The sequence below is a fragment of the Shewanella sp. 10N.286.54.B9 genome (genome assembly GCF_041468565.1).
Taxonomy (GTDB): Bacteria; Pseudomonadota; Gammaproteobacteria; order Enterobacterales; family Shewanellaceae; genus Shewanella.
Genome location: NZ_JBFRIY010000024.1, coordinates 35,924 through 52,599 on the forward strand (window position 1 = coordinate 35,924; position 16,676 = coordinate 52,599).

At 45.5% G+C, this 16,676-nt stretch carries 13 protein-coding genes; 7 read left to right on the forward strand and 6 right to left on the reverse strand.

Annotated elements, in window-relative coordinates; translation table 11 throughout:
• Positions 1-237: 237 nt before the first annotated feature.
• The 5 genes from glnE (at position 238) to AB4135_RS09255 (ending at position 5,711) form a co-directional block, all read left to right on the forward strand.
• A complete protein-coding gene (gene glnE / locus AB4135_RS09235; RefSeq protein WP_371992249.1) occupies positions 238-3,087 on the forward strand; it encodes a bifunctional [glutamate--ammonia ligase]-adenylyl-L-tyrosine phosphorylase/[glutamate--ammonia-ligase] adenylyltransferase in 2,850 nt (949 codons plus the stop codon).
• Between the two features lie 225 nt (positions 3,088-3,312).
• Positions 3,313-3,969, forward strand: coding sequence for a DUF4347 domain-containing protein (locus AB4135_RS09240; RefSeq protein WP_371992251.1), 657 nt, complete (start codon positions 3,313-3,315; stop codon positions 3,967-3,969).
• A gap of 123 nt (positions 3,970-4,092) precedes the next feature.
• Positions 4,093-4,485 (forward strand): hypothetical protein, encoded by a 393-nt coding sequence (locus AB4135_RS09245; RefSeq protein WP_371992253.1) that lies wholly within the window; start codon positions 4,093-4,095, stop codon positions 4,483-4,485.
• A gap of 270 nt (positions 4,486-4,755) precedes the next feature.
• Positions 4,756-5,223: a nuclear transport factor 2 family protein gene (locus tag AB4135_RS09250; RefSeq protein WP_371992402.1), complete on the forward strand. Its 468-nt coding sequence runs from the start codon at positions 4,756-4,758 to the stop codon at positions 5,221-5,223.
• 101 nt (positions 5,224-5,324) lie between these two features.
• Positions 5,325-5,711, forward strand: a complete 387-nt coding sequence (locus AB4135_RS09255; RefSeq protein WP_371992255.1) for a DUF3224 domain-containing protein — start codon at positions 5,325-5,327, stop codon at positions 5,709-5,711.
• A gap of 27 nt (positions 5,712-5,738) precedes the next feature.
• On the opposite strand, the gene zapE is transcribed toward AB4135_RS09255, so the two are convergent.
• From zapE to AB4135_RS09285, 6 genes are all read right to left on the reverse strand, one after another.
• Positions 5,739-6,926: a cell division protein ZapE gene (gene zapE, locus AB4135_RS09260; protein WP_371992257.1), complete on the reverse strand. Its 1,188-nt coding sequence runs from the start codon at positions 6,924-6,926 to the stop codon at positions 5,739-5,741.
• An 82-nt stretch (positions 6,927-7,008) separates the two neighbouring features.
• Entirely contained in the window at positions 7,009-8,520 is a 1,512-nt protein-coding gene (locus AB4135_RS09265; protein ID WP_371992259.1) for a M16 family metallopeptidase, read from the reverse strand.
• Positions 8,521-8,543: 23 nt separating this feature from the next.
• A complete protein-coding gene (locus tag AB4135_RS09270) occupies positions 8,544-9,971 on the reverse strand; it encodes a M16 family metallopeptidase (RefSeq protein ID WP_371992403.1) in 1,428 nt (475 codons plus the stop codon).
• A 125-nt stretch (positions 9,972-10,096) separates the two neighbouring features.
• A complete protein-coding gene (gene norR, locus AB4135_RS09275; protein WP_371992260.1) occupies positions 10,097-11,635 on the reverse strand; it encodes a nitric oxide reductase transcriptional regulator NorR in 1,539 nt (512 codons plus the stop codon).
• Between the two features lie 167 nt (positions 11,636-11,802).
• The gene (locus AB4135_RS09280) at positions 11,803-14,094 is read right to left on the reverse strand and encodes a nitric-oxide reductase large subunit (protein WP_371992262.1); all 2,292 of its coding nucleotides are present in this window, start codon (positions 14,092-14,094) and stop codon (positions 11,803-11,805) included.
• Between the two features lie 347 nt (positions 14,095-14,441).
• A complete protein-coding gene (locus AB4135_RS09285) occupies positions 14,442-15,368 on the reverse strand; it encodes an LpxL/LpxP family Kdo(2)-lipid IV(A) lauroyl/palmitoleoyl acyltransferase (RefSeq protein WP_371992264.1) in 927 nt (308 codons plus the stop codon).
• 101 nt (positions 15,369-15,469) lie between these two features.
• On the opposite strand from AB4135_RS09285, the gene AB4135_RS09290 reads away from it, so the two are divergent.
• Entirely contained in the window at positions 15,470-15,598 is a 129-nt protein-coding gene (locus tag AB4135_RS09290) for a hypothetical protein (RefSeq protein WP_371992266.1), read from the forward strand.
• A 12-nt stretch (positions 15,599-15,610) separates the two neighbouring features.
• Positions 15,611-16,474 (forward strand): hypothetical protein, encoded by an 864-nt coding sequence (locus AB4135_RS09295; RefSeq protein WP_371992268.1) that lies wholly within the window; start codon positions 15,611-15,613, stop codon positions 16,472-16,474.
• Positions 16,475-16,676: the final 202 nt, after the last annotated feature.

Below are 16,676 nucleotides of genomic sequence, written 5' to 3' on the forward strand. Positions count from 1 at the left end.
TGGATCTTTCATGTGCTGAAATATTGAATTCTCAAGAGAAACAACCTTGCTGTACTGCAATTACTAATGCTTTGGGTATAGTATTCTGTATTAGAGCACAAAAATACAATGATTGATGTTTCAAAGGCATATAAGCGTTAATTTACTCATGTAGCCAACATCAAATAAAAAACTCAATCACATTTTTATAGCACTCGAGACATAATATGTCGAGAGTCAAAATTGTTAGGGATTATTATGCGCGCGGCTTTACTGGGTAAAAGAGAAGTTTCCACTCAAATGGCTGCTAACGTTGAAAACTATTGGCAAAGACTCATTGCTCTATCCCCAGAGGCGCTTGCCTCCTTATCTAAAGAGCAGCTACACGAACTTAAAACCATGATGGCGCTAAGTGACTTTGTTGCGACTCAATTGTGTAGACATCCAAGCTGGATCGAAAGCCTTTTCACACAGCAGCTTAATGGTCTTGAAAGAAATCTATTTGATAGTGAATTACACGAATTGTTAGCTGTGGTAAGCGATGAAGATCAGGTCAGAAAAATTTTACGCGACTTTCGCAACCGTCAAATGGTGTGTATCGCATGGCGAGATTTTATGGGCTACACCCCGCTGGAGGGGTCGCTATTAGATCTATCTGCACTCGCTGAGGCATTAGTTATTGCTGGGCGTGATTGGCTATATCAAGATATGTGCCGCTCGCTTGGTACGCCAACTAGCCCCGAAGGTGTTGCACAAAAGCTGTTGATTTTGGGGATGGGAAAACTCGGTGGACGAGAGCTTAATTTTTCATCCGACATTGATCTGGTATTCACTTTTCCTGAGCACGGTGAAACAGTCGGTGGTCGTCGCTCCCTCGACAATCAGCAATTTTTCATTCGCATGGGACAGCGCTTGGTTAATCTATTGCACCAAGTCACAGTAGACGGCTTTGTTTATCGAGTCGATATGAGGCTACGTCCTTATGGCGAGAGTGGCCCACTGGTTGTCAGTTTTAGTGGTCTTGAAGACTACTATCAAGAGCAGGGGCGTGATTGGGAACGTTATGCCATGGTCAAAGCGCGAGCGCTAGGCCCATGGACTGCAGATTCAGATGAATTGCACGACTTGTTAAGGCCTTTTATTTATCGCCGTTACCTTGATTTTTCAGCGATTGAATCATTACGAAAAATGAAAGGTCTTATTACTCAAGAAGTACGCCGTAGAAAGCTCAATGATAATATAAAGCTGGGCGCTGGTGGCATTCGAGAGGTTGAATTCGTGGTGCAGAGTTTTCAGCTTATTCGTGGTGGTCGTGAGCCGGCATTACGGCAGCAGAGTTTGTTTGCGGCGATTGAAACTCTTTATAACCTTGGACAAATAGAGTATTTAGCACTTGATGAACTCAAGCAAAGTTACTTGTTGCTGCGTCGAGTAGAAAATCTTTTGCAAGCCATTAACGACGAACAAACTCAAACTTTACCTGCCAATGAACTTGATTGGCAGCGGTTATGTTGGGCATTTGATGCTGACAATGAGATGGATTTGAGGCAACAGATCGAAGCTGCGATGAGCTGCATACATCGCCATTTTAAAGAGACTGTTGGTGGTAATGACCAAGAAGATAGTAATGAAACTTGGTCACAACAACTGTGGAATGCGCAAGAGCAAGAGACTGCATTTGCGATTTTAGAAGAGCAAGCAGTCGATTTGCAGTTGTGGCCGATGCTTAATCGCTGGCATGATACGGTGGTGCGCAGAACTATTGGTCCTCGTGGTAGAGAAACGCTCGATAAATTGATGCCACGGTTATTGTGTGACCTGTCTGCTCATTCGCAGCCAACCAAGGCATTTGATCCTGTATCAAAAGTATTAGATCAAATTCTAACCCGCACCACCTACCTCGAACTACTTTGTGAAAACCCTGGGGCTCGCCAACAGCTGGTTAGTTTATGCTGCGCCAGCCCTTGGATTGCTCATCAGTTAGCAAAATTTCCCATGCTGCTTGATGAGTTAATTGACCCTGCTCAGTTATATGACACCACATCTTTAGATGATTACAGCAGTGAGCTTAGGCAGTATCTACTCCGGGTGCCTGAAGATGATATGGAGCAGCAGATGGAAGCATTGCGACAGTTCAAGTTGTCGCAGCAGCTAAAAATTGCTGCTGCCGATGTAACTGGAGTATTACCTGTAATGCAGGTGAGTGATCACCTTACCTTTTTGGCCGAAGCCATTATTGAACAGGTGGTACAACAAGCTTGGGCGCAGATTTCTGCTCGCCATGGTGTGCCTGACAATCTAAAAGCTAATGAAATGGGTTTTGCGGTTATTGGTTACGGTAAAGCGGGTGGCTTGGAGCTGGGCTATGGTTCAGATCTTGATTTGGTATTCCTGCACAATGCTGCACAAGGTGGGCAGACCAATGGTGACAGAGCCATTGATGTCGGTCATTTTTATTTAAAGTTAGCACAGCGAATATTGCACCTGTTCTCAACCCGTACCATATCGGGGGAGCTCTATGAGGTGGATATGCGTTTACGCCCCTCTGGTGCCTCTGGCTTACTGGTGAGTGAAATTGAAAACTTTGGTGATTATCAGCGCACAGATGCCTGGACATGGGAGCATCAAGCGTTAGTCAGAGCTCGCTTTATGTTTGGCGATAACAGTTTGTCGACTCGCTTTAATGAGCTGCGATCAGACGTTTTAGAGTCTAACCGTGATAATGCAACACTAGCAAAAGAGGTGCGCGATATGCGCCTCAAAATGCGCCAACATTTGCTCAAAGTACCACAAGGAATGTTTGATCTTAAACAGAGCCCCGGTGGCATTGCCGACATTGAATTTATCGCGCAGTATCTAGTACTGGCTCACGCTTGCGAGTATCAAGCGCTGTCTTTTTGGTCTGACAATGTGCGCATCTTTGAGCAACTCGCAGAGCTGGAACTGATCCCAATCGCGAGTGCTCAAGCGCTAACTCAAGCCTATTGCTACTTGCGCGATGAGAGCCACAGGTTAACACTGCAGCAAGTTGAAACAACGCGGCCATACGCCAGCGTACAACATCATGCCGACAAAGTAGTAGAGATCTATCAACAGATCCTTCACTAGCGCTCGAGTCAAAAGAGGGGTTAGAAAACAAAGGCTAAGCTTAATCGCTTAGCCTGTTACTTTTGGCTTTTGCTAATTGCAAACTGCAGCGCAAATTAAAAAAACAGCTAAATCCTAGTCAATGAAAATTGTTTTTAATCAATAAAATCAATTTATTAAAATTTTGGTTCATTCTATGCAGTATCTCGATTAAACGAGATAATTTCTGAGTGCAAGGGGCAAGATATGAACAGCCTTAACCAAGATTCAACCTATTCAACGTTTAACGACAACCTGACTCATTTGGAGTTATTTAGCAGCGCAGAATCAGATCTAGCAGCTAGAGAGATAAGGTTTCCTAGACAGTTCCCTATCTCATGGTTACTTCTGCTGTGCTGCCTGCTCTTCGTAAACGAGGTAACCGCATCAGAACAACCTTTGGCGGCGACTCTGCTCAATGTTGAAAGCTCAAAGGTTTTGGTCATTGTAGATAATAGCGTGCAAGATTTAGAGGGCTTACTTCAAAGTTTACAAGGCGATATAGACCTACTTGTGCTCAATGAAATCGAAGAGCCATTTTTACAGATAAACCAGGTGCTTAGCGATGATAAAAAATACATTGGGGTGGTGATGGTTGCAGCAGCTGCCAGTGATGCGCTCTATATCGCTGGACGTTGGGTTGATAAACATTATCTAATGCAGCACAGGGATAGTGTTGCCCTGTTTGGTGATAAATTTGCTCGAAGGAGTCATTTCATGCTGTTGACCTCAGAGAGTATAGTAAGTCCTAAAGGAGATGGTTTTATAACCTTGTTGACTGGACTTACTCAGCTGGATGTTAGCGTATTCGGTGGTGCAGAACATCATTATCTAGCCGCTAATGATTTCGTCGGTTTTTTCTAATTATAACAGTAATTTAACTTGATACGTTTTGTAGCATGTTTTACTTTTCATTAACTAGGATTTTAAGAAATTACTGCTACTATGCACATCAGTATAACTTGCAGTTGTGTATAGGGCTATTTGATGACAAACGTTAACGGGGTCAACAGTAATTTGACCAATAATTTAGATGCGTTAGCAAACGTTAAAAGTCGATTAGAGCAAACTCAAGCCAATACCGCAGTGGGAGCTGACGTTGCCAAGCAACAGATTACTGCTCCCCTGAGTGTTCAGCCATCTGTGGCAGAGTCTTCTGTAACCCTTTCCGATGCTGCAAAAAACAAATTGGCGCAAGAGCAACAGGCAAGCGTAACGACAGAGAACGATGAGGGAGCAGATCTAAAGTCATTTACTTTTGGTGCCTTAGGTCTAGATCATCCTGATAAAGTCGAAGAAAAAGAAGACTCTTCCTACACTGCAGGCCAATACGTCAAAGCTGCTGCGACGATTGGCGGTATGATTGCTATGTTTATTTAAATTTCTTAGCGGCTCCATCATCTTTTACTCACTCTTTAAACAAGTCTCATTGACTTCAATATGCCTTTTTGTAGGCGAAGTGCTGTTTTCAATTTCAATGTAACTTTTTAGCTCACGACAATCTTTTGTTTTGTTGCTGATTAGCTAAATAATTGAAAGGTAAATTAAAGCAGTGTTATGGTATCTCTTTATGTTGCTGCTGTTAGCCAAATAATTAGGTTATCAACGGCTTAAATGAGTCAGTAAAGGGAATTTATTTTGAAGCGATTGATGATTGCAGTATTGATTACAACATTAAGTTTATTAAGCATAAATTGTGTTCGAGCTGAAGACGACAAAGAGACGATGCAACAAATTGCCCAGCGTTATTTTGAGGTGATGGTTGCGTCCCAAGCCCCCGGTGCGACAGAGGAAGAGTTGGAGAATTATTTAGCGTTACTTAGTGACGATGTCGGCCATCAGCATATTCCCTATGAAACCGATGACAGTCGTCACCCTGATGGCAAGCAGAGTATGCGTAAAGGGATGACTTTTTATCTAGGCGCACATAGCGAATATAGCGCAGAATTACTCAATCTATTTACCTTTAACGATACCGCGGTTGCGATTCGCTACACGCATAGTGCTAAAGGGATCCACCCACAGAGTAATCAACCCGTTAGTTATACTTCAATCATGATGGAAGTGTTAGAGATTGAAGATGGCAAAGTGGTGATGATCCGTAAATATCATGAGTAAATCACTCACTTATTTATGTGAATCTATGTATAAAAGTGTTTTCACCAAAGAGCTGCCCTAATTAATCAGGTTTAATTGAATATTGAATATTGGAGATCGCGATGATAGCGACTGGAGAGTTTTCTATAGAGCTAACCCCTGCTGAGGATGATGCCGTTGAAGCGGGTAGAATGTCATTTACTAAGTTATTTTCTGGTGGTATTGCTGGCACGAGTGAAGGGCAGATGTTGAGTAAGCGCACCGCGACTGTCGGGTCGGCAGCATACGTCGCCATTGAAACCTTTGTCGGCACTATCGATGGGCGACAGGGAGAAATATCTTTTCACCATACCGGTGTGATGGATAAAGGAATAGACAGTTTATCTGTGCTGGTGGTGCCCGATTCTGGTACTGCAGAGCTTGCCGGGATCTCTGGCTCGATGATGATTAAGATAGAATCTGGTGTTCACCGTTATCATTTTGACTACGAGATCAATCCGCAGAAATAACACGGCTGCATATTACGGCGTGAGTGCTTAATTACTTGAATAGGCCTTTGACTGCATCTGAGTGAGCCGACTTAAAGTACGCCTAAACTCAAAGCTTAACGCGCCGCCGGTATATAACGCCTCCATAGCTACATCGGCCTGGATATACAGAGTGACGCCCTGATCGTATAACTCATCGACCAAACTGATGAAACGCCTGGCAGGGTCATCATTAACCGCATAGGACAACTGTCTCTCACCCGTCTCTATGGCTACAGCGCCGTCTTCGGTGCCACGGGCGCGGATCCAGCTTCTCGGCTCACCGCCTAGTACTGGCACAGCAGACAAGATCACCACCTTAAAGCGGCTGGCGATGTCGATATAATCTAATTGTGAACGTGGGCCATCGCATAGGGCATCAAAGTTAAACCAGGCTATGTGCTCGTTATATTTGATAGTCTCAATCAGCCGCCCATGAACGATGAGTGCTGTTGAAATAGGCGCTGACGAATTCAACATTGAGTCAAAGTACGCAGCAGAGTCACTATGTTGCTGTCGAGCATCGTTAACAAAATAACGTTGTTTGTAAGCTGTATCATGCAGCCTGTGGTCAACGTCACCACTAAGGTGTAACTGCTGAGTATGCTGGTTTAACAGTGCAATGGTGGCGAGAAAACGTTGCCTTTGCAGGCCGTTCTTATATAACTCATCGATAGGGATATTGGAGGTGGCAACTAAGGTTACTCCTTCACTAAACAATGCTTCAAAAAGTTTACCAAGTAGCATTGCATCGCCAATATCCGATACAAAGAACTCATCAAAACAGAGCACACGGCACTCAGCTGCAATATTTTTAGCAATACGCTGTAGCGGATCTCTATGACCTGACTCCGTGATTAACGCTTTGTGAATACGTGCCATAAAGCGGTGAAAGTGCAACCTTAACCGAGGGACACCCTCGACGCTGTTATAAAATAGATCCATCAAAAAGGTCTTGCCGCGACCAACATCGCCCCACAAATATAAGCCGTTAATTGCTTGATAAGGCGGTTTGTTAGCGTGCGTGGATGTCAGTGCTTGGTACAATTTCTCTAAAGCTTCTATCGCTTGATATTGGCTTTTATCGTCGACAAATCCTGATTGGCTTAGATGCTGCTGATAGCGCGCCAATGGGCTTGATTCTTGCTGCTCAACGTTTGCAGTAGATAGTTGCAATGGTGCGCTAAAAGATGTCATCAATAATTCGTTCTCTTACTCACAATGGCGCGCATTATAACAAGCTAATTTAATAAGTAATCTGTTTAAGCCCAAATGGATACTAGTCATTGGCTGACACTTCAATAATCTGCCAATTCGGTAATTTTTGCTGTAGATCCTGACGTATTTTATCCAGATCGCCGCGGATCACGATATAAGGTGTACGGCTAAATACATGACTGGCGATAGCTTGCAACTCGTCAGCATTCAACTGAGCAATTTTATCGGCAAACATCTGTGGGTATGCCGGAGAATAACCTGAGGTCAACTGGCGAATAGTATCGGCCTCTAGTGCCATTGGGTTGTCTTGACGAAGCAGCAGCTTACTGCTGTTATAGGTCTTTATTGCCTTGAGTTCAGCTTGGCTGACAGGGCTGTCGGCCGCGAGCGTAAGATGCTTAAGTACCCCATCAATAAAGGCGCCGGTATGCTGCAACTGGGTGCTACCATAGAACTTAATTGTGCGTGAAAGTGGATTGTCATAGCAGCGACCATAGATGCCATAAGTTAGGCCGCGCACCTCTCGCAAATCGTAATACAGTCGGCCGCTAAAACTGCGACCTAGCCAGCTGGCTAATAGCTGGCAGTCTTGCGCGCCTGCGCTGTTATCTAAGATGACTTGTGCTTGGTTGGTTGCGGATGTGCTCGACTTTCTAGCGAGTGGGTAACCGACTCTTATTTGTGTCTGCACGCTGTCTGGGGCGTCAATAACATAGAGGTTCTTCGGTTCATTTCCGAGCGCGATATCAGGCTGTTTTTTTTGGGGAGTATCACTGTAATCTGTTGCTGCTTTGACTGCTATCGATAATGCAGCAGCATCAGACAAGAGTATATTGGGTAAGCTTTTTTCGCCAGTTTCGCCGGAAAATAGAGCTTGATTACTTAATACCGCCCAAGATGATTGTGACAGTATTGTATTTCTAACTGCGTTAAGCTTTGCAAGGGTTAAGTTATCGGCAAGCTCGCTATCATTGAGCGCTTGATTGTAGATATGCGCTTCGCCCAAGATGGTTTTAGCCCAAACTGTATCTATCTCTGCACCGCTAAAGGCGTTGATATGTTTAGCCAGTTTTAACTGCCGTTTTACGTTGCCAATATCAATTTCGGTAAAACTATCTGCTTGCCAAAAATCGCTTAATAGCGTGGCGGCCTCAGTGGGCAGCTGATAGCAGCTAATACTGATGGCAATACTGTGTAAGGAGGGGCGAAAACGTATGCTATCGGCGCAGCTTAAACTTTGTTTTGCACTAAGCCTGCGGCGCTTCTGTTCAAATGCAGCGAGCAGTACATCGACATTGGCAAAGGGGAGTTTGCTGTATGCCACAAGAGTAAGCTTATCTAGGCCAGATTGTGGGTCGGAAAATATAAATAGTTTGCTGCCATCAACATAATTTTGCTGTTCAACGCTATGCTTGAGTTCAAAGTGCATTGCATTAACCACAGGCGCGGCTTGGATCTTGTCGAACTGCGGTAACGTGGCCGTTGCGCTATCGGTAAAATCAATTTGAGTTTGTTGGCAACCTAACAGGTACAGACCTAAATAGCCTATCAATGCGATACTTGTCAGTTTCATCCGCTGCTTTATCCAATGTCTCATCACATTACACTCTCTTCAAGGCTATCTGCAGCGCCCTTTGGTAGCCACTCAAGAATCGTCTTTGCTGCACGTATATGCCACGGTGGTAGTAGATCTAGCCGCACCCGTTTGTGACTAAAGTAGCGCTCGCTTGCCCGCTGTAAGTCACTAGCGCTAACAGAGTTAATTCTTTGCCACTCGCCAGTTAATGGCGTAGCGCTGTCCTGTGGCTGAGTTGCAGATAAGGCTCGAGCCATTAGTGATGGGTTATCTAATCTTGCTAAGCGTTTATCGAGCCAGATCTGTTTTAGCTGGCAAAGCTGCTGTGCAGCAATCGGCTTAGTCGTTACCGATGCGATAAGCTGCTCTACATTGTCGGTTAAGGTATCAAGCGAGGTACGCGCTCGAGGCACCAGTACCAGATTAGTGACGCCATGATGCTGCATTTGTAGCGGAATGGAGTAAGTCAGTAGCTGGTCGGGATCTTCAAGGCTAGTGCGTTCAATGAGACTACTTTTATTTTGAAACAGATAAGCCTCTAGCAGTGCCAGTGCTGCTGCATCTTCTGAGCCTGCGCCAGCGGTATGCCAAGCTAGTAATACGGCTGGCCAAGGGCCACGTTCATCGATAATCTCACCATGCACAGCCTTGGCATTAATGTTGAGTTCTGCCAATGGCTGACGTTTATCACTAGGCTGTTCCCAACTGGCAAAGCTATTGTCTATCCAAGTATCAGCCTGCTTAGGAATATTACCGACTAAACTCAATTGCATGGCATCTGGCCGATAGAAACGCTGATGAAACGCATTGAGCGATGCAGGTGTCGCGGCTTTTACATCGGTAACAGAGCCTATCACCGCATGGCCGTAGGGCGTACCTTCAACTTGAGATAACAAGAACTCCATTGCTTTGCGCACATAAGGTTGGTTATCGATGCTGGTGGCCATCTCTTCAAGTACGGCAGCTTGTTGATTTTTTACTGTGGTTGCAGTGAGCGCTGGATAGCGGAAGCGATCTGCCTCTAACCACAAACTGAGTTCCAATGCCGGAGCTGGAATCGTGAGGTAATAATTGGTGAAGTCGAAAAAGGTGCTGGCGTTGAATTGACCACTCAGCTCGCTCATGGTTTGGGTATAGCTGTCGCCGGGAGCGTTTTTGCTGCCTTTAAACAGCATATGTTCAAACAGATGGGCATAACCCGTTTGGCCCTTTACTTCATCTCGGGAGCCGACATCAAACTGGCTTGCAATTGATACAGATGATGAGCCGTCGACAACTAAAGTTCTCACTTGTAAGCCGTTGCTTAATTGGCGATAGTGGATCTGCTGCTCTGCTTGATACAAAGGCGCTGCTTGGAGGCTAAGATCGCAACTGGCATTAATGCTTGTATGCGGTTCTTGTGCTGCATAAGCACTGCTGCAGCTAATGCTTACACCACAAATTAGCATGGTGAAAAAATGAGTGTTTGTCGATGTTCTCAATGTGCTTAATCCTTTTGCAACGTAATAGAACGACCTGATTGTTTCTGTTTTGCTTATACGTGCCAGCTAACTTTATCGCTTGTTTAAATTAGCTATTTTATGCCAATACGTTTAGCCAATCGGTGCAAATTACCTGAGTCGAGCGCTAATGCTCTGGCTGTAGCAGCCCAGTTGCCTTGGTTTTCTGTGAGTACCTGCTGAATGTATTGCGACTGAAATGTCGCCGTAGCCTGTTTTAAGGTTTGATTGCTTGGCAGCGCCTTAGCACCAGACTTAGGTTTGCTAGTAACACTCTGGATTGCTTCTGCTTGAAAGTCAAAATGCTGCGGTGCGATAAGACAACTATCTGATGTTGATTGCGCTCTTGAAAGCACCGCGGCGCGGTGCAGAACATGTTCCAGTTCTCGAATGTTACCAGGCCAGTCGTAACCATTGAGTAGCGCTAAGCTGTGGCTATCGAGCCTTAAGCTTTTCAGGGTTAGCTTTTGTCGGCAACGTTCGACAAAAAAACCGCTCAGCAAGGTGATATCGCCATCTCGTTCTCGCAGAGGTGGCACCATAATCGGAAATACGCTGAGTCGATGATACAAGTCAGCTCTAAAGCGCCCAGCCAGCACCTCTTGTTTGAGATCTTTATTGGTGGCAGCAATGATCCGCACGTCGACCTTAAGGCTTTTATCGGAACCAACTTTTTGTAGATCGCCATACTGCAGTACGCGTAATAGTTTAGCTTGCAGCCCTAACGGTAACTCACCAATTTCATCAAGAAACAGCGTGCCATTGTCAGCTTTTTCGAACTTACCACTACGATGACTAATAGCACCGGTAAATGCGCCTTTCACATGACCAAAAAGCTCGCTTTCAGCGACTGATTCCGGCAGTGCAGCGCAGTTCAAATATACCAATGGCTGCTTGGCGCGGTTAGATAGCTGATGTATTGATTGAGCAACCAACTCTTTACCTGTACCTGTCTCACCTAAAATCAATACGTTTAAATCGGTCCCAGCCACAACATTTAGCTCATTTTGCAGTGTGTTCATTGCGGCAGACTGGCCAATCATCTCCACTGGTGCATCGGTATTAATCCTTGCAACGGCGGTGACCTCTTGCGATTGAACCGCTTGTTTCTCCAGTTTGTCGATCATCAAGGCATTACTGAGTGACGCTGCAGCTATCGCACTCAAGGTACGTAGTTCGTTGTCGCTAAAAGCACTAAACTGCTGTGGATCGAAACCATCGATGGTGACCGCACCAATAAGATCGCCATTAGCTAATAGCGGTAAGCCAATACAGGCATGCACCACTAAGTGATCGCCTTGATGGGGAATAAGGCCATCGTATGGGTCGGGCAGCTCACTGTCTGCTGGAAAACGCACAATATCACCGGCGCGAGCGATAGCTTCAAGTCTTGGGTGTTCGCTGAGAATAAAGCGCCGTCCAAGCACATCTGGACTCAGACCATCGATAGCAAGTGGATTGAATTGCTGACCAGTAAATTGCAGTAGCGCTGCAGCGTCACAGTGCAAAGTTTGTCTTATGGTATCGAGTAAGCGCGAGAAGCGGTCGTGATCAGACAGACCTGCAGTAATATCTAAGGCGATACGAGTAAGGTCTGTTTGGCTTAAAGACATAGGTTATATCCATAGCGTCGCCAAGCGACGATCTGCTTTTGTTGAGTGCGATGTGAGTTTTGTCTTTTTGACATTAAAGCTCAAGACTAGTGGTGTCAAATATACTGTCATACTGATAGCAAAAGGGGGCACAAAGTGGCCCCCTCAATTAACACTATTTTTATGGTTTATGCACTTGCTGACGCTTGGTCATTGTCCAGTTCAGCAGCTTTCTTCTTGCCAAGCGCCTTTTTGATAATGTCGAATAGGAAGTAGCCCATAAACAGACCGCCAAAACCAAATAATACATCACCTGGCATACGCATCCACACTAAGGTTTCAACCAGTGGGCTATGGATCACCTCTGGTGAGCGAGCAAACCAGTAGCCATTGTCGATAACTGCAAAGAACTGCACGATACCCACAGGCAGTAGCGACATAAACACCATTGCCGCCAAGCCAATGTTCATGGTCCAGAAAGCGCCTTTTAATAGCTTTTCATTCCACTGCATTTGCCCGGTTAGTCCACGTAAGCAGAACAACATCAGTCCCATGCCTAGCATGCCGTATACGCCCATAAATGCGGCGTGAGCATGAGTTGCTGTGGTGTTTAGACCTTGAATAAAGTACAGCGCAATCGGTGGGTTAATGAGGAAGCCTAATATGCCTGCTCCGACTAAGTTCCAGAAGGCTGTTGCCACAAAGAACATAATCGCCCATTTATAACGGATCATCCACGGACTTGCAGCACGTAGACGATAGCTTTCAACCGCTTCGAAGCCAATCAATGCTAGCGGAACCACTTCAAGCGCGGAGAAGATCGCGCCCCATGCAATCACAGACGTTGGTGTACCGGTAAAGTACAGGTGATGCAAAGTACCAATCAAACCACCGGTTAAGAAGATAACCGTAGCAAATAGAACCGCAGCATTAGCGCTGCGAGCTCGGATGAGTCCTAGGCGAACCAACATCAAGGCAATCACAGAGGTGGCAAAGGTTTCAAAGAAGCCTTCAACCCATAAGTGAACGACCCACCAACGCCAATATTCTGCAATCGCGAGGTTGGTGTGTTTACCCATGAATAGTCCTGCACCGTAAAATAAGCCAATCGCTACACATGAAGCGTATAGCACCCAAATGACTGGACGCATCTCACCTTTAACTTTTAACGCTGGACGCATGGCAGCGGTAACTAGCGCTAGCCAGATAAGCAGGCCTACAAGTAATAGCACCTGCCACACACGGCCTAAATCAATATATTCATAACCCTGATGGCCAAATAGGAAGTTCATGTCTAGGTCAAAGTACTGCTGAACGCCTATCCATTCACCAGCCATAGATCCAAGGACTACAACCACTAAGGCAACCCAGAGTACGTTAACGCCAATGCGCTGGAACTTAGGTTCGTGACCTGACAGTGCTGGTGCAATGTAAAGCCCCGTGCCTAACCAAGCGGTGGCAATCCAAAATACTGCCAGCTGGGTGTGCCAAGTTCGCGTGACCGAGTAGGGCAAGATCTCTGATAGTGGAATGCCATAAAAGTTTTGCCCTTCGACGGCATAGTGGGCGGTGATCCCACCGAGCAATATCTGCAGTAAAAACAGACCTATCGCGGTGACAAAGTATTTACCTACAGCCTTCTGCGACTTCGTCGGTTTAGTCAAAAACAAAGGATCTTGATTGGCAGGCTTGGGTAAGCTTTCATGTTTACCACTGGCATGGTGCCAAACCAGTGCACCAATACCAGCGATTAGAGTGACAATACTTAAAATTGACCAAACAACGTTATCTGAGGTTGGTGTGTTACCAATTTGCGGATCGAACGGCCAGTTATTGGTGTAGGTGTAGTCGGTATCAGGGCGCTCAGTAACAGCAGCCCAAGCCCCCCAAAATAGAAAGGCATTAAGTTTTTCGCGGCGATCTAAGCTAGGAACGGTTGCCTCTTTCATCGCGTACTGTTCGCGCAGCGATGATAACTTAGGATCGTCACCAAATAGCGCTACATAGTGCTGCTCAACCTGTTTTATCGCTTCGATACGAGTGGTTGAAAGGGTGATATTTGTATCGCCATTGGCTTGCTGAACCACTGTATTGCGACGAATATCTTCTCGTAGAGCTTGCTCAAGTCCTGCTTGTTGCTGTGAATCGAGTTGAGCAAAGTCTTTATTAAAGCGTTGCATCGCAGTGATATCTAACCAAGCCTGAGCTTCTTTGTGTAGCCAGTCTGCAGTCCAGTCTGGCGCAACGTATGAGCCATGACCCCAAATAGACCCCAGTTGATGCCCGCCCATAGAGCGCCAAACTAACTGACCCTGTTCGATATCATCTTTGCTAAACAATGTTTGTCCTTGGTTATCGATAAAAGCGGTCGGGATCGGTGGCTTCTCTCGATAGATCTCACTACCAATACTCAGCAGTACGGTAAATGAAGCAATTAGCACCAGCAGTAATGCGATTGCAGTTAGTCTTTGTTTGCTCATAAGTCCTCTTAGCGCAACGTTATTGTTATTCAGGCGAACCTTGCTAGAGCAGATACCGTGCCAACTACTTATGTTGTTGATTTATATTGTTTTGGTGGGTTTTTAGTGTGGCGGGGTGTGTCATTTTAACAGTTGTGCGTGCTGTCTATATGACATTGCGTGTCTTTTTGACAGCGAGCAAGTGTCTTAAATACCTTAGAATTCAAATTTATATTAGCAAGGTATTGTGTACGCTAGGGATTCACACCTATTTGGCTTTTGGCAAGCTATTCGCTTGGAGTTATAGTAAGAGAGCTGCTAGCAAGGAGAGGGTAGCCCTTTGTCAGTTTAACAAAGGGCTGTAATAACTATTTGTACAGTGACGGATCTTCTGGGTTCGGGCGGGTTTTAAAGCGTCGATGTAGCCACATGTATTGTGATTTGTTACGGCTGATAATTTGCTCAATGATGCGATTACCACGCTTAGCATCTTCAATTTCATTGTCACCAGGGAAATTATCTAGCGGCGCTTGGATCTCGATGTTGTAACCAGTATCAGTGCTATTTCGCTCTACAAAAAACGGCAGCACTTTAGCTTTGCCAAGCTTTGCCAGCGTGGTTGCCCCTGTAATTGTCGCGGCTTGTTCAACTGCAAAGAAAGGGATGAAAGTGGCACTCGAGCGGCCAAAATCTTGATCGGCGGTATACCAGATAACATTAGGCGCTCGTAAGCTTCGTACCATTTGGCGTAAATCTCTTTTCGGCACTAGCGCTTTGTTAGAACGCAAACGCCCTTTAACCTGCAAATACTCCATCACCGCGTTATTGTGCGGACGGTAAACGCCGACACCGGGTTGGAACTGGCCAAAGATGCGTGCGCCCATCTCTAACGGTAAGCAGTGAACAGCAAATAGGATCACCCCTTGGCCATTATCTAATGTCTGCTGCACATGTTGTTGGCCTTTTATACTCATATGCTGCTGGATTTTTTCATCCGACCACCACCAACCATTAATGGTATCGAAGATCGCTTTACCTGTTTGTTCGAAATTCTCACGTAGCAGAGTTTGCTGTTCGGCAGCGCTCATCTCAGGAAAACATAGCTCTAAATTACGTTTAGCAGTATTCACCCGTTTGCCAACAATACGCATTGCTAGTCTGCCAAGCGCTGCGCCCATTTTCATTTGAATACGCAGAGGCAATAGTTGCGTGAGACGCATAAGTCCTACTCCTAGCCACAGGAGCCAGTACTTAGGATGATAAAGATGAGATGAAAACTGCGCTTTTTCTACCACGGAAAACTCGAATATATTGAAAAATTACTCATTATTCTAACGCAAACTAGCGCAGATTTGCTCAACATCATTAAAAATTAGGTACAATCAGGGGGGAATCTGTGAAAGAGCCCGCCATTGTGGCATTTTTTCTACATTTGAGTGCATTAAGCCGTAACAACCAAGTTGCTGTTGAGTTTGCAAAGGAGCATCTCGTTGACCCTATTAAGATTACCATGGCAAGCCTATAGCGAAGTAGCACAATGGCTATAGTGTTAGCTGCGGGTTTACTGCTTTCAAGTGGTATTATTTGGGTGGATGTTGCAAGCCAAAAGGCTCTCATCTGCGAACGTGACACACTAGCGACTTGTTTAGAAACACTGCCTCAGTCAGCTAGATCCCAGTTGCCTAACAGCCAATTACTTCAGCTCTCAATGGGCGCACGTGCAGCCATGGTGTTACCGATCCTTCACCGCGAAATTGCCGGAGTCTTGGTGACTGATTTTGCTAAACTGCCGCATAAGCGCAGCGTAAACTGGGGCACGGGTCATTACTCGTTAGCGCTTAATCGGCAAGATGAACTGACCTACTGGCATGAGTTGGGTCACCTTGAAGCGATAGCGGCAATGCAAAGCCTAAATCTACAGATTAACAGCACCTACCAGCATGAGTGGTTATCTGATCTTTACCTAGTTTGGCGGGTAGCCAATGAAACGAATAGCCTAGATTTAGCTTGGCAGCAATACCATCGGCGCAATATCGATGTGATAGCCAATACCGAGTTTATGTCCCACTGGAGCGTTCCTATTTTGGCGCAAGCATTACAGCGCTACAGTGTAAAGCAGCTGCAATCCTTTGATAGTTTTAATGCCTTTTTAACCGATTTTTGGCCGCTGCTAACAGTACCTAATGATGATAGTATTGCGGAGTTTTCTAGCCTTATACAGCGCACCTTTGGCGCAGGCACTGTACAACCCTTACCTGGTTACATGTATTGGCGTAAACCCGATTTAGGTCGTTACCTAGAGCCGACGTTGATTAAGATTATGGGGCAATCAAGTGCAAAGCGCTGGTTAGCAGAGCAAAGCATGCAGCCAGAGTCGTCGAGCGTAGTTCCTCGACTGTAACTGTAAAGTCTCGTTTGGTGACTTAATTCTGGATAGGATTGATTTAACGTAGCGAGCCTTAAGATCAGTATCGAGCTTAAGGGGATATATGGCAATCAAGCGTAATTCAGCTGCATTGAACCTTTGCAAGTCGCCGTGAATATATCCCTATAGGCTCTACTAAATCATCCATGATTTAGAAGCTTGCACAGCCCAATTCAGA

Bases quoted from the DNA above. Each gene is read 5' to 3' on its own strand.
- AB4135_RS09280 (WP_371992262.1), bottom strand. From the start codon at position 14,094: ATGAGCAAACAAAGACTAACTGCAATCGCATTACTGCTGGTGCTAATT.
- AB4135_RS09255 (WP_371992255.1), top strand. From the start codon at position 5,325: ATGATAGCGACTGGAGAGTTTTCTATAGAGCTAACCCCTGCTGAGGAT.
- AB4135_RS09265 (WP_371992259.1), bottom strand. From the start codon at position 8,520: ATGAAACTGACAAGTATCGCATTGATAGGCTATTTAGGTCTGTACCTG.
- AB4135_RS09250 (WP_371992402.1), top strand. From the start codon at position 4,756: ATGATTGCAGTATTGATTACAACATTAAGTTTATTAAGCATAAATTGT.
- AB4135_RS09270 (WP_371992403.1), bottom strand. From the start codon at position 9,971: ATGCTAATTTGTGGTGTAAGCATTAGCTGCAGCAGTGCTTATGCAGCA.
- AB4135_RS09295 (WP_371992268.1), top strand. From the start codon at position 15,611: ATGGCTATAGTGTTAGCTGCGGGTTTACTGCTTTCAAGTGGTATTATT.
- norR (WP_371992260.1), bottom strand. From the start codon at position 11,635: ATGTCTTTAAGCCAAACAGACCTTACTCGTATCGCCTTAGATATTACT.
- glnE (WP_371992249.1), top strand. From the start codon at position 238: ATGCGCGCGGCTTTACTGGGTAAAAGAGAAGTTTCCACTCAAATGGCT.
- zapE (WP_371992257.1), bottom strand. From the start codon at position 6,926: ATGACATCTTTTAGCGCACCATTGCAACTATCTACTGCAAACGTTGAG.
- AB4135_RS09240 (WP_371992251.1), top strand. From the start codon at position 3,313: ATGAACAGCCTTAACCAAGATTCAACCTATTCAACGTTTAACGACAAC.
- AB4135_RS09245 (WP_371992253.1), top strand. From the start codon at position 4,093: ATGACAAACGTTAACGGGGTCAACAGTAATTTGACCAATAATTTAGAT.